Here is a 14,042-nt window from a genome sequence, read left to right on the forward strand (position 1 = left end):
TTTTAAGTTCTATTAGAACTTATATTTGAGACCAAATCTGATGTACCTTGGTGTCTGGAATGCTTCAGGCTGCATGAAGTGTGAGTAAACACTCATACCAACTGAATCCATGTAAGCTTCCAATTCATCAAGAGAATTGAATCTTCCATCAATCCACTTGATCCATGCATCCCAGTCGCCGCCAAAGTTAGCATTGATATAATCTTCAGACGGTACATCATAAGTAATTCTCTGGTTAACAGCTGTTACTGCCTTCCAGTTAAATACATTGTAGATATAGAAGTAACCGGTTACTGAACCATATTTACCAAGGTCATAGGTATATGAGAGGTTCAGGTCAAGAGACTGAACAGCGTCTGTCCTGCCTAAGCCAGGAGCACCGTTCCTGATAAGCCTGAACTCACCATAGTAACCTGTGTAATCAGATGCTGGGTCACCGTAAGCAGCGATTGGAGTACCGCTGTAGTATGTGTAGGTGAAACCAACATTGAGACCCCAGTCATACTGGTACAATCCGTTAATCTTAACCTGCCATGGCCTATCATAAGGCAATGGTCCGTTTGTGTTAACCAATGTTGAAGGTAAATCATACTGAGCTGTTAAGTTCGGGTCAACCTGTCCATAGAAAGGAAGAACACCACCAATGTAGTCACCCCAGAGGTCTGATCTGATAATAGAAGCATCAACTGTCCAGCCGTCAGCAAACTTTCTCTTTAACTTCAACTCGTATGCTCTGTAATCTCTCTTTGGTTTTTTGAATCCAGTCTGATCAGCAGGGATGTAAACTTCGTTACCGTTTTCATCATCATAGATAATGTCTCTACCCGGGTTAGCGATTATGTAAGTATTTCCGCCGTCAAAAGAAACGTCTTCAATTACATCGTTGAGCTCTCTCCAGGTGAATTTGATTCCGACAGACCAGAGGTCGTTGATAAGGTAGTCGTAACCAATAATAAATTCATCAGTTGACTGACCGTTGATGTTCTTGGAAACTGGTGAAGGAATAGCACCAAAACCAAGAGCAAAGAGTGGCTGATTTACATTGTAATCAAAGTTGTAGTTAGCAGGGTTGAAATCCCAGAAATCAATCTGGCCGTCGCCGTTTGTATCAGCGTCGTTAGCAGGTAAGAACCACCAGTCAAAGTAGAGAACTTCTTCAGCAAATGACCTGTTGTTAATATCCATTGGTATATATTCATAGAATCTTCCATAGTGAGCATAGAGCTTGGAAGTTCCATCTCCGAAGATATCCCAGGTAAAACCAACCCTTGGTGCATAAGCATCATCAATATCAAGAGCAGTAAATTCACCGCCATAGTATGGGTGGTTACCCTTAATCTTCTGCTCTTCCCATCTTAAACCATAGGAGAGCATAAAGTTGTCTGTTACCTGCCATTTATCCTGGACATAAACTGCGGTATATTCAGTTTTTGTCTTTGTTCTTAAGAAATCAAAAAGCTGGGTGTAGTGATCACCGTAAGCATCGGTTAATTCACCGTTCGGGTCATTTTTAGCGAACATTCTTCTTCTCATGTAAACAGCATCAGGTGTTCCATCGTCGTCAAAATCATAGTAATTGTACAGTCTGAGAACCTGTCCACCAGAGTACATTCTGCCTGAATCAAATTCATTGTCTTCGTATTCGTAACCGAATTTAATATCGTGGTTATTTAAGAACCATTCAAGAGATAATTTGTACTGGTACCTATCCATCTCGGTATCTTCCATATAACCGAGACCACCGTTGGATACAGTCATTCCATACCAGTATGTTTCAGGGTTGTAGCCTTCTTCATTAAGAGGCTTATCTTTTCTTTCCTGATAGTGGTAACCAATCTGAGCTGAAAGTACGAAGTTTTCGCTTAAAATACCATCGTATTTAACTGTCCAGTCAGTACCACCTAATGAAGTTTTTCTATCCCTTGACTTAGGAGCTGTTCCGTATCTGTTGTAGTAATCTCTTGGGTCACCAAAGAGAGAAGCAACAACTGTGTGGTTTTCGTTGATGTTGTATGTAAGTTTCAATGCCCAGTAGTCTCTGTCATTCTTATCATAAACAGTAGATTCGCCTCTCAACCTCTGTACTGAAGTACCGATATCGTCAACTCCATCACCATCAAGGTCTTTGTCATTGTTTACCTTGTAGTAATATTCATTTACTGATGGGTTGTAAGCAAGGAAGAACCACAGTTTATCCTTGATAATGTAACCACCTAATGAGAAACCATAGTCGTATTCTTTTGTTCCAATATAGGAAGAACCGTACCATGGCTCAGGCTGAGCAGCTGAGTATGATGGGTTTCTCCAGTAGTAGAATACTGACCCGTGGAATTCGTTACCACCGGACTTTGTAATAACATTTACAACAGCACCGGTTGATCTACCGAATTCAGGTTCAAAACCACCAGTTTTAACCTGAACTTCTTCAACGAAGTCAAAGTTAAGACCTTTACCCTGAGTACCGTTTTCAATATCGGTGGTATTCAAACCATCAATAATGTAGTTTGATTCGGTACCGGAAGCACCGTTAACAATCATACCACCGGAGATATCTGAACCGGTAACACCAGGAGTTAACTGAACAACTGAGAGATAGTTTCTTGCAGTAGGCATCTGCTCAACATAGTCAGTTGAGTAGTTAGCGCCTGTGGTTGTTGTTGTAACATCGATCAAAGGCTTTTCAGCAACAACTTCAATCTGTTCAGAAACGCCTTCTTCTTTCAATACAGCGTTTACTGTTGTTACAACATCCAGGTTAACCTTAACATTCTTTTTAACGGTTGCCTGGAAACCAGCAAGAGAATATTTTAATGTGTAAATACCAGGAGGTAAAAGAACCAACCTGTATTTACCATCTGCGTTTGTAGTTGTTGTCTTCTGACCCTGCAATGAGGGTGAAGTAGCAACAACTGTAACCCCAGGTAATGGAGCACCTGTAGCGTCGGTAACCTTACCGACAATAGAACCGGTTGTACCTGCAAAGGTAAAACCAGCAAACAGGATAAAAGTTAATACCAATAAAAACTTTTTCATACGACAGCCTCCGTCCAAATTATTTGGTTTTTATAACAAAACCCCAAAATACTTTCCATTTAATGGATTAGTTTTCTCTCTCTCTCACCTCCTTTCAAGTTTTATACCTTACACAACGATACTAAAATATTTACATAAAACACAAGCATTTGTCAATAAAAAAGTTATTTTTTTGTTTTTTGTGACTCTTTTACCTTTTTAAATTGTTCAAGTCTTTTTTTAACCTCAGGAGTTAATTTATCTTCGGGATATTCTTTAATAAAGTTTTCGCAAACATCTATCCCTTTATCAATACTTTCTGTCTCTTTGCAGGCATTAATTAAATAAGAGTAAGCGTCCTTTTTAAATTTTGAATTGTTTTTTATCAGCTTTTCAAGAAGAGGAATAGCTTTTTTGTATTCTTTAAATTCATTGCAGTACATTGAAGCAAGGATAAAATCAATTTCTTCATTGTCAACACCTGCTGCAATACCTCTTTCAAGAATGCTTCTGGCCTTGTTGTAATCTTTCATTGCTATATAAATTTTACCCAAATTCAGATAAGCATAGGTATAATCTGGCTTTGCTTTCATTATTTCTTCATAAATCTCTTCAGCCTTTTTCATATTTCCTGTCTGAAAGTACTGAATGGCTAATTGCTCCATTCTACCAATTTCAGCTCGTGACGCATTTTGGCCTTTTAACTTTAAAAGTTCAAGGCCGTACTTTTCCATACCTTTTTTGTCTTTGTTATAAGCTGCAAGTTCATACATTAGTTCAATAGCTTCAGCGTTTTTCCCACCTGAAAGGTCATATGCCTTTGATGCATACTGCTGGCATTTGTCAATCTGACCTGTTTTCGCATATGTTTTCGCAAGTAAAAGGTAAGCTTCTGAAAAATTAGGATCTTTGTCAATTGCCTTTAATAGCTTTGACTCTGCTTTCGCAAATTTCCCGGCCTGAAAGTATTCCACTGCTTTATCGTAATACTTTTGAGCCTTTTTTACGCTTGTTCCTGCAAATGAAACACTTACGCTTAACATTAAAATACCTAAAAAAAGGAATAACCTTCTCATTTTTATATTTCCTCCTATGTTTATTTACTGGAATATTTTATCATAAATTTAATTTTCAACCACTTTTTTCAATTTTTACTATAATCTCTCCAGCATTAATCGTTTGTCCTTCTTTGACATTTAATTGAGCCACTTTCCCGCTAAACGGAGCTTTTACCTCAACCTGTAATTTCATTGACTCCATCAGCACTAAAACCTGATTTTCATCAACAATATCACCCTCTTTCACCATAACCTTTAACACTTTGCCAGGCATTGGTGGCTCAATTTCCCCACTTGATTCTCCTCCCATGTGGCTACCAGCCTGCTCTTCAACAGTCTTCTGGTGAATTTTAAAGCTTTCCCCCGCAACATGAAGGTACAGGTTATGAGATTCGTCTTTTGCGAAAAATACAGGGATTAAAATGCCTTCCTTAATTAGAAAAAATTTATCTCTGTCTTTGAATATATTTAATGAAACTTCTTTACCATTTACCAATGCAGAAACTTTATCCCCTAAAAACTTTTTTTGCTCAACATTGTACTCTTTCCCATCAATAACATAAATTGCCATTCCCCCTCCTAAGGCAACCAGCCTGAAATTTCCGGTAAATAATTTTTATCATTACAATCTTCGCCCTTCTCTTTACTCTTTTTTCCTGAAACAATTGACGCAAGAAGGGTAATCTCTTCTTCTTTTAGTGAATGAGGCTTCGCCTTCTCAAATAGAAAATCCCTATATTTACTAACAAAGCCAGTGTCTATGTCTCCCTTTAAAAAAGCAGGGTGTTCCAAAACAGATTTTAAAAAATTCAAATTTGTTTTAACCCCTAAAACAACAAACTCGTTTAAAACCCTTTTTGACTTCTCTATACAATCCTCTCTGTTTGAATCAAAAACAATAACTTTGGCAATCATAGGGTCAAAATCAGGGAATATTTCATATCCATCCCTTACTGAGCTTTCAATTCTAACACCGGGGATTTTTGGTTCTATGTATTTTAATATCTTGCCAGGGGATGGCATAAAGTTGTTCTCCGGGTCTTCTGCATACACCCTGAATTCAATAGCATGGCCATTAGGTTTTATCTTATCCTGAGGTACATTTACAACCAATCCCATAGCCTCCTGAATCTGCCACTTGACTAAATCAACACCGTAAACCATTTCTGTAACTGGGTGCTCAACCTGTATCCTTGTATTCATCTCTAAAAAGTAGAAATTTTTATCTTTGTCAACTATAAACTCAACAGTACCAGCACCAACATAGGAAACAGTATCGGCAAGTGCAACAGCCGCTTCCCCCCATCTCCTTTCTCAACTTGTCGTCAACAATAGGAGAAGGGCTTTCCTCAATAATCTTTTGATGCCTTCTCTGGATTGTGCACTCCCTCTCTCCTAAATAAACAGTCCTTCCTCCGGGAAAAGAAAAAATCTGAATCTCTATATGCCTTGGATTTACGATGTACTTTTCAACAAAGATTTCATCTGAGGCAAAGTATTCCTTACTTTCAGATTTAGCAATCCTGATGTTCTCAAACAACTCTTTTTCTTTATCAACCCTTCTCATCCCTTTGCCACCGCCTCCTAAAGAGGCCTTAATCAAAACAGGGAAGCCTATTCCCCTTGCCTTATTTAAAATTTCCTCTTCACTTAACCCCTTCAAAGAAAATCCAGGCACAGGGGATACCCCGCTTTTTTCGGCTATCACCCTTGCAGTCTCTTTGTGCCCCATCAACTCTATAGAGTTAGCAGGAGGGCCTATAAAGATTATTCCATTCTCCTCACAAAGCCTTGCAAAATCAGCGTTTTCAGCAAGAAATCCGTAACCAGGGTGAATTGCCTGGCAATTATATTTTTTTGCAATCTCAATCAATCTTTCTTTATCCAGGAATACCCCATCTTCTGTTTTAATCAATAAAGCATAGGGATAACAGGTGTAGCACTGATTATACTCCTTCTCAACAACAGGGATTACAGGGGTTATATCTAAATCCCTCAATGCGTTGTATATTCTTTTTGCAATCTCTCCCCTGTTTGCTATTAAAACCCTCTTAAATTTACTCAATTTTATCCTCCAGCCATGAGGGTTTTCTCTTTTCAAAAAATGCGGCTATCCCCTCCTGCCCCTCTTCAGAAATCCTTGCCCTGGCAATAACCTCAACAGCGTAATCCTCAATCTCCTTTGATGGCACAGGGGAGATATGATCAAGAAGTTTTTTAATTGTTTTCTGGGAATTTTTCCCACCGGTAAGTATTTGAATCAATAGTTTTTTTAGCCCTTCCTCAAACTCATTTTCATCGTAAACTTTATGAACAAGGCCTATTTGATATGCCCTATCAGCGTCAAACCTTTCACCTGTAAGCATATAATACCTTGCAGCAGATTGATTTGTCTTTGCAACAATGTATGGGCCTATTACAGCTGGAACAATTCCAAGCTTAACCTCACCAAATGAAAAGAGAGAGCCTCGCTTTGCAACAGCTATATCACAACCTGCTATTATGCCAACCGCTCCCCCTATCGCATGCCCATTTACTGCAGCCACAGTAACAAAAGGAACTTCTCTTATTTTTCTAAACATTAAGGCAAGCTTTTTTGAATCTTTTAGATTTTCCTCAAAAGAAAAATCTTTCATTTTTCTCATCCAGTTTAAGTCTGCCCCTGCACAAAAAACATTCCCAGCACCTGTAATAACACAAAGCCTTCCGTTTTGGGATTCAACCTCTTCAAGTGCCATTATAATTTCAGCCTGCATTACTTCATTCATTGCGTTTCTCTTTTCAGGCCTGTTTAAAGTTAAATAATGAACTGAACCTCTCTTTTCAAGTTTTACTGTTTCAAACATCTCTCACCTCTGCTTTACTGAGTCTAAAACTATTTCAGGAATTTCAAAATACTGATTTAACAAAGCATGGGCAAGGGTTTTACCCTGCGCATCAATTCTCAAACTTTTTGTCCCGCCACCACCTAATGCATTGTGTAGGAGAAAGTTAAATGCGTTAAGGTTCTTTACCTCATACCTTTCAACCTTGCCTTTAACAATTTCACCAAATAGTTTTTTAACTAAATCAGCAGTAATTTTATAACCTATAAACTCCCATGCTAAATCGCTTCTTGCAATAAGCCCGATATTGCAGGTGTCCCCTTTGTCTCCGCTTCTTGCAAGGGCTATTTCAATAAGCTTAACTTTTTTAGTCGGGCTGTTTTTAAATTTATCTCCATTAAAATTAGTATTATCTTTTAATTCTCTAACAACTCCCCCTGTTTTTTCCCATTCCCCTTCTTTTTCAAATACTTTATTTCCACCTTCAAAAACAATTACCTTCCACTTAGAAATCTCCTGAGGCACAAGTGCAGGCCAGTAAGAAACAACATTTTGAATTTGAGGCGCCCCGCCTGTTACCGCAACTGCAGGGGGACCGCTTAAAATCAATGCTGGCAATTTCCTTCTAAACCTTTCAAACTTGCTTTTATCGTGGTCTCTTACCCCAAACCTTAAAAGTATCTCATTCGCTTCTTCAATGTGTGCAAGGTGTCTGTGGCAGGCGTTTAATCCAACAAACTCTGTTAAACTATCCTCATACTCAATTCCAACCCTCTTCCAGAAAATTTCTGCAAACTTTTCAGCCTTTTTCTTTGCATCAGGGCCTGAAATTATTATTGCTCCACTTGCCTTAAATCCATCTTCGTATGAGATTGAAACCTTTAACAAATCTGTGGGGGGATAGCCTTTTATCCCGCTAACCTTTACCCTATTTTCTCCAACCTGTTCAAGATTTATTGTTGAAAAATCAGCAATTACATCCGGGGTGATATAATTTTTCGGGTCTCCCATTTCGTAAACAAGCTGTTCCCTTACAGTGTCAACTGTAACCATACCATCAAGAGAATCATGTTTGGTAACAACAAATGTTCCATCTTCAAAGACCTCTGCAATGGGGTAACCAACAGTATCAAAAGAGGGAACTTTTTCCCAGTCTGTAAAATTTCCCCCAGTACTCTGTGCACCACATTCAAGTATGTGGCCAGCAACAATACCAGATGCAAGCTTGTCATAATCCTTTGTATCCCAGTCAAAAGAGTAAATCATCGGGGCAAGGGTAATCCCTGTGTCGGTAACCCTTCCTGTGATTACTATGTCTGCACCCTGCCTTAAAGCCTCAACAACAGGCGCTGCACCAAAATATAGGTTTGCAGACAACACCTTGCCCTTAATCAAATCATAGGGCTCCCCTGTTTCCATATTTGAAAAATCTATCCCATTTTCAGCCAACTCGTCTATTGAATTGAGGATATTATCCCCTTCAACAACAGCTATCTTTACATTTTTAAGCCCTTTGCTTTCAGCAAGTTTGTTTAATTCATTAGCAAGAGAAACAGGGTTTACTCCCCCTGCGTTTGTTATAATTTTTATCCCCCTTTTTACAACCTCTTCAAAAACAGGGTCAAGGTGTTTAAGAAAATCCTTTGCATAACCTAAATTAGGGTCTTTCAACTTCTGTTTGTTCATTATTGACATTGTTATCTCGGCCAAATAATCTATGGTTATGAAGTCTAATTCTCCACCTAAAACCTGATTTTTTAATGCATCAGGGTCATCACCCCAGTATCCCCCGGCATTGCCTATTTTTATAGATTTCATTCCCCCTCCTCACTTTATTTCCTTTTCTTGAGTTTTCTTTTCTATTCTATTAAAAAAAAATTGTAAGCACAATAAACGATTTGCTATAAAACAAAATGAATGCTAATTGCGTATAAAAATTTAGATAAAAATTCAGGGGGTTAATATGATTGAGCTTTTTACGCTTCTTACAGTCGGAATAATAGGGTTTATCACACTTATTGTTTTTTTCTGGTTTATTAAACTTGTTTTTAAGGTTGCGTTTTACCTATCGGGAATGATTGTTGGGTTAATTGCCTTTCTTGTATTTTTTCCGATAATTCTTGCTCTTTTTGTAATAGGATTAAAACTTTTCATTCTTTTTATTGTACTAATTCCTTTAATCGTAGGTGCTGCTGTTTTATACCTTCTATTGCTTGTTTTTAGTTAACACAAACAAAAAAAAGCGGGCATTTAGCCCGCTTTTAAAAATCCTGTTTTTTTATTCCTTTATTTTACCTTCCTCTTTTAACTCTTCGTACCATTCTGGTCTCAAATGTTTAATTTCCTCAACAGGAATCTGGCCATCAATCCATGTAAAATCCATAGGATATACACCTGGATGGAAAATTACAAAGAAGAAGTGCCATACAAAAATTGCAAGAGTTGCTAACATTGCTTCATAAAAGTGAACTGTCTCAGCCACCTTTATAAACCAGGAAGGTAAGAATTGAGCAGCAATTTCAGGCATCCAGAGAGTCAAACCGGTTAAAATCATTACAAGTGTACCCCACATCAATGCAAGGTATTCCATTTTTTCCATATAGGTCACTTTACCGAATGATGGGTATTCATCTTTCAGAAGCAAACTATATGCAATATTATCCCTCATATTTCTGATATCTTTAGGACCAGGCAACATTGCAAGCAACACTCTTCTGTCTTCTTTGCCAATTATAATCCTCAATATGTGAATAATAAAGGCAGCAATCATTACTAATGCCGCAATTCTGTGAGTCCAGCGCCTTACTTCTTCACCAAATGGGAAGAGGATATGCATAACGGTGCTATCGGGAAATCTCAAAGCAAAACCTGTTAATACAAGAGTAAAGAAAGACACAAAGAGTAATGTGTGCATCCAGACCTGTGCTTTAGACATTCTTTGAATTTTCTCTTCCTCTTTTCTCTTTCTATAGGAACGTCTTACATAGCCAAGCCAAACAATAAAGTTATGTAAGAACATACCACCAATAACTGCAATAATTAAAAAGATATATGCAAGCTTTACATAATAGTTGATAATATTTCCGCCCTTTGTGCTGGCTTTGTGAGTATAACTAACAGCAAACTTTTCATTAATATCGTTATGACATTTTTTGCAGGTATTCACAAGATTAGCTTTATTTACTGAACTCTTAGGATTTTCAGGACTCATTATAGCGTGGGTGTTATGGCAATCAACACAAGACGCTGCCTTTTTGCTTCCCTTTTTTATTGCCATATAATGATAACTATCTTTATAAGTATAGCCTACATTGTAATCAAGGCCATACCTTTTAACAAGCCTTGAGTCTTCGTGACAGGAAAGGCACAAATTTGAAATATCTTTTTTGGTATACGCAGGTGATTGAACTTCATGAGGATTATGGCAGTATGTACAAGTTGGAGATTCGTCATACCCCTTCATTACACCTTCAGCATGAATACTGGTACTATATTCTTTGGTTTCATTTTCGTGGCACTGCCCACAAGTTTTTGCCACATTAGCCCTATAAATCATAGATTTGGGATTGGCTGAAGTCATAATATTGTGAGAACCATGGCAATCTGCACAGCTTGCAGCAGGTTGCCCATCTTTGTCTTTCTTGGTAAAGTGAAAACTATGCCTGTACTGATTTACAATTATTGTGTTTCCATGGTATTTCTCAGAATCCCCATGGCACTTAGAACACATTTCTACAACAAGGTTTTTGTCTTCGGTAATTGATTTATCAACCCCTACTGCATGGATATCTCCATGACAATCCCAGCATTTAAGAGATTTGTGAACAGATAATTTTAATTCGTCAACATAATCTTCATGGCAATCTGTACATTGAGGGGTTTTGCCTTCAAGGTTGTCTGGATGAACTTCTTCAAAATCCTCTCCTTTTTTAACCTTATCGGCACCAACATGGCAATCTGTACATGAAAGGTCAGAGTGGATTGAGTTTTTGAATTTGTCTACCTGAATTGGCAAATCTCCATCTTTGCCATGGCAATCAAGACAGTTTATATCTCCTGCAAACACCAATGGAACCGCACAGAACAAAAGCAGCACAAAAATCTTTTTCATTTACCGCTCCTTCCCAAAATTTTTGTTCCATTGGTGATTTTAGCAATGTTTACAATTTTAGTCAAAAATTTAAGAAAAGTTTTGTTGAAAATAAAAACATTATGTTGAAATTAACTACACCACATAGTCTTCAATCTGCCTAAAAAACTCTTCAGGCAGATTTTTGACAACCTGTTTTTTGTAATCATACCCAACCATGTTAGTGTATGCCCTTGCCTTTATCTGCTTAGTCTTTCTATTGAGAATTGTGTAATTAAACCTGTATGATTTTTCAGTTAAATGTGAAATAAAGATTTCAACCCCTAACTCTTCCCCTAAAAATATTGGGGCAAGGTATTCAATTGAATGACCTGCAACCACCGAACAAAATTGAAGAGAACCGCCTCTTTCCTTTGCTACATGCTCTTTAAATCCTACCCTTGCCTCTTCAAGATAAACTAAAAAAACATTGTTGGATACATGTCCCATAGCATCAAGGTCTCTAAACCTTACCCTTATTTTATGAACATAAACCTTTTTAGGCTTTTTCTGGCATGAAAAAAATGTCTCTTCTTTGTTTATTTTTAGTTTAATTCTTCCACTAAAATCCTCTTTTTTTATTTTAGAGGGTTTAAATATCTCTATTAAACACACCCCATTTTCTCTTCTAAAAGAGGTTTTAATGTTATCTTTTTCAAGAAGAATGGAAAAGGCCTGTGAAAACATTCCCGCTTTCATACTATCAATAGAATTCTCATTAAATTCCAAAACAGCAAAGCATTTCTTTTTTGCTCTACAATTAAAATTTTCAAATTCAAAATTAAAAATCTTTGCCGGTGATTTCACCTGAGCCCTTTTAACTGCTTCTTTAAAAGCACACAATACTGTATTTTTTAGAGAATCAACTATCATTTTTTCCATACTTCCTCCCCATTAACACCAACAATATTAGCATTATAAAAACAATATCCCTGACTATATCTTTTATTCCGACTACTTCTCCGTTTTGGGAAAAACACCCGCATGAAGTATCAATCCCCCTTATAATCGCACTTGCCATTGCAAAAATAAAAACAATATTTAAAAGAATTAACAAAACGGCTGTTTCTTTCTCATAAACACCTAACAAAAACATAATCCCAAGAATAATCTCAGATGTTGTAATTAACGATGCAAAAGGAATGATCAGAAAAGAGGGGAGAATATGATAATTATTTATTATCTCCCCAAATTGATATAGATTTAAAATTTTTACTGACCCAGAATACAAAAAAACCAATGCAACAATTATTCTTACTGTGAAAATAATGCTTTTTGAAAAGATAAATCTTTTGAAATAGGATAATTCTTCTTTTGCCATGCGTCAAATCCTTCCGTAAAAATTATTAGTTTTTCTTTTTTTAAACCTGCGTTTAACAAATCTTTTGCAAGCATTTTACTTAATCCACACTCACTCCCATCACAGTAAACAACCACGTATTTCGCCCCGTTTAAAATATCAATAGCCTTAACTATATAATCATCTTTTTTTTCTGAATGGAAAGGGATGTTTATTGCTCCTTCAATGTGCCCCTTTGCATATTCCTCAAAGCTTCGTGCATCTACAAAGAAACAATTGCCCTGTTTATAAATTTTATAAATATAATCAACACTAATTTTCTTTTTTTGTGGTAAATTTTTCTTTTCTGCAAAAGAAGTAAAGTAGGTAAACAAGGCAAAGATAAAGATTATTCCCACTATTTTCAAATAATTTCTTAATTCTCCCATAGTACCTCCGTTAATAAATTCACAAAAAAATTATAGCATTAAAAATAAAAAAGCCGGCTAAAAGCCGGCACTTAAACATTATTATTTTTGATTATTTTATATGTTTAATTAAGCTGAATATAGGCAGGTACATTGATACAACTATACCACCAACCAATCCACCTAAAACAACAATCATAACAGGCTCTAATAAGCTCATTAACTGGGCAACCGCCTGGTCAACCTCTTCTTCATAAAAATCAGCAATTTTTGAGAGCATTGTATCAAGGGCGCCAGTCTGCTCACCTACACCAATCATCTGAACAACCATTGGTGGAAAAACCTTTGTATTTTTTAAAGGTTCGGAAATTGTTTTACCCTGTTCTACCTGAAGCCTTGCCTCTAATACTGCATCTTCAACAATCTTGTTTCCAGCTGTTTTTGCTGTAATCATTAACCCTTCAAGGATTGAAACACCTGATGATACTAAAGTTGCAAGTGTTCTACTAAACCTTGCTACCGCAATTTTTCTAAAAATAATTCCCAAAATTGGAAGTTTAAGAACAAAACCGTCTATCAACTTTCTGCCTGTTTCTGTCTGGTAAAATTTCCTTAACCCAATAAACACCAATATAAAGAAAAGAATTATCCAGAAACCAAAATTAACAACAAAATGAGAAAGCTTAATAACTATTCTTGTGGGGAGCGGCAATTCTGCACCTAAACCTGCAAACATAGACGCAAAAGCGGGAATTACCTTCCACAAAATCAATGCAACAATTAACACCGCTATTGTAATAACAGTTATTGGATAAGTCATCGCACTTTTGAAAGATTCCTTCAATTTGTAGGCCTTCTCAATATATATGGAAAGCCTTTGCATAATAACATCAAGAATACCACCAGCCTCACCAGCTGCAATAAGGTTTGTATACAAATCATCAAACACCTTCGGATGCTTTTTCATAGCATCGGCAAGGGTGCTACCCTGCTCAACATCATTTCTTACCTGTTCAAGTACATTTGCAAAAAATTTATTCTCCTGCTGAGATGCAAGAATATCCAGGCATTGAACAAGAGGCAGGCCTGCATCAATCATTACCGAAAATTGCTTGGTAAAAATTGCAAGCTCCTTGTTTTTTACCTTGCCTCCAAATCCAAAAGCACCTATTGATTTTTTCTCCCTTAAAGAAGTGAGAATCAACCCCTGCTTCCTCAATAAATTTATTGCTTCTTCCCTATTTTTCGCTTTTATAGTTCCAGCTCTTGTCTCCCCTGACCTTGTTCTTGCACTATACTCAAATATCATGA

13 protein-coding genes are annotated in these 14,042 nt (G+C 37.0%); 1 reads left to right on the forward strand and 12 read right to left on the reverse strand.

Annotation, left to right across the window (positions count from 1 at the left end):
* Positions 1 to 12 precede the first annotated feature (12 nt).
* The 7 genes from TTHT_RS08035 to TTHT_RS08065 form a co-directional block, all read right to left on the reverse strand.
* Positions 13 to 3,033: a TonB-dependent receptor gene (locus tag TTHT_RS08035; protein ID WP_201327458.1), complete on the reverse strand. Its 3,021-nt coding sequence runs from the start codon at positions 3,031 to 3,033 to the stop codon at positions 13 to 15.
* A gap of 164 nt (positions 3,034 to 3,197) precedes the next feature.
* On the reverse strand, positions 3,198 to 4,088 hold the full coding sequence (locus tag TTHT_RS08040; RefSeq protein WP_201327459.1) for a tetratricopeptide repeat protein: 891 nt from the start codon (positions 4,086 to 4,088) through the stop codon (positions 3,198 to 3,200).
* A 55-nt stretch (positions 4,089 to 4,143) separates the two neighbouring features.
* On the reverse strand, positions 4,144 to 4,641 hold the full coding sequence (locus tag TTHT_RS08045) for an acetyl-CoA carboxylase biotin carboxyl carrier protein subunit (protein WP_201327460.1): 498 nt from the start codon (positions 4,639 to 4,641) through the stop codon (positions 4,144 to 4,146).
* Between the two features lie 8 nt (positions 4,642 to 4,649).
* The gene (locus tag TTHT_RS08050) at positions 4,650 to 5,309 is read right to left on the reverse strand and encodes an ATP-binding protein (RefSeq protein ID WP_408033914.1); all 660 of its coding nucleotides are present in this window, start codon (positions 5,307 to 5,309) and stop codon (positions 4,650 to 4,652) included.
* A 4-nt stretch (positions 5,310 to 5,313) separates the two neighbouring features.
* Positions 5,314 to 6,135, reverse strand: a complete 822-nt coding sequence (locus tag TTHT_RS08055; protein WP_201327462.1) for an ATP-binding protein — start codon at positions 6,133 to 6,135, stop codon at positions 5,314 to 5,316.
* Positions 6,128 to 6,916, reverse strand: a complete 789-nt coding sequence (locus TTHT_RS08060) for an enoyl-CoA hydratase-related protein (protein ID WP_201327463.1) — start codon at positions 6,914 to 6,916, stop codon at positions 6,128 to 6,130. The genes TTHT_RS08055 and TTHT_RS08060 overlap by 8 nt, the downstream gene beginning before the upstream one ends.
* A gap of 3 nt (positions 6,917 to 6,919) precedes the next feature.
* A complete protein-coding gene (locus TTHT_RS08065) occupies positions 6,920 to 8,713 on the reverse strand; it encodes an acyclic terpene utilization AtuA family protein (RefSeq protein ID WP_201327464.1) in 1,794 nt (597 codons plus the stop codon).
* A 145-nt stretch (positions 8,714 to 8,858) separates the two neighbouring features.
* Between TTHT_RS08065 and TTHT_RS08070 the strand changes: the two genes are divergently transcribed.
* Entirely contained in the window at positions 8,859 to 9,122 is a 264-nt protein-coding gene (locus tag TTHT_RS08070) for a hypothetical protein (RefSeq protein WP_201327465.1), read from the forward strand.
* 51 nt (positions 9,123 to 9,173) lie between these two features.
* On the opposite strand, the gene TTHT_RS08075 is transcribed toward TTHT_RS08070, so the two are convergent.
* The 5 genes from TTHT_RS08075 to TTHT_RS08095 form a co-directional block, all read right to left on the reverse strand.
* Positions 9,174 to 11,006 carry a cytochrome c3 family protein gene (locus TTHT_RS08075; RefSeq protein ID WP_201327466.1) on the reverse strand — a complete coding sequence of 611 codons (1,833 nt, stop codon included), beginning with the start codon at positions 11,004 to 11,006 and terminating at the stop codon, positions 9,174 to 9,176.
* 114 nt (positions 11,007 to 11,120) lie between these two features.
* Positions 11,121 to 11,906, reverse strand: a complete 786-nt coding sequence (locus TTHT_RS08080) for an acyl-CoA thioesterase (RefSeq protein WP_201327467.1) — start codon at positions 11,904 to 11,906, stop codon at positions 11,121 to 11,123.
* A complete protein-coding gene (locus TTHT_RS08085; protein ID WP_201327468.1) occupies positions 11,887 to 12,345 on the reverse strand; it encodes a MauE/DoxX family redox-associated membrane protein in 459 nt (152 codons plus the stop codon). Before TTHT_RS08085 ends, TTHT_RS08080 begins: the two co-directional genes overlap by 20 nt.
* On the reverse strand, positions 12,279 to 12,752 hold the full coding sequence (locus TTHT_RS08090; RefSeq protein ID WP_201327469.1) for a rhodanese-like domain-containing protein: 474 nt from the start codon (positions 12,750 to 12,752) through the stop codon (positions 12,279 to 12,281). Before TTHT_RS08090 ends, TTHT_RS08085 begins: the two co-directional genes overlap by 67 nt.
* 91 nt (positions 12,753 to 12,843) lie before the next feature.
* On the reverse strand, positions 12,844 to 14,040 hold the full coding sequence (locus tag TTHT_RS08095) for a type II secretion system F family protein (RefSeq protein ID WP_201327470.1): 1,197 nt from the start codon (positions 14,038 to 14,040) through the stop codon (positions 12,844 to 12,846).
* Between the last annotated feature and the right edge of the window lie 2 nt (positions 14,041 to 14,042).

This window comes from Thermotomaculum hydrothermale, assembly GCF_016592575.1.
GTDB classification, from domain to species: domain Bacteria; phylum Acidobacteriota; class Holophagae; order Thermotomaculales; family Thermotomaculaceae; genus Thermotomaculum; species Thermotomaculum hydrothermale.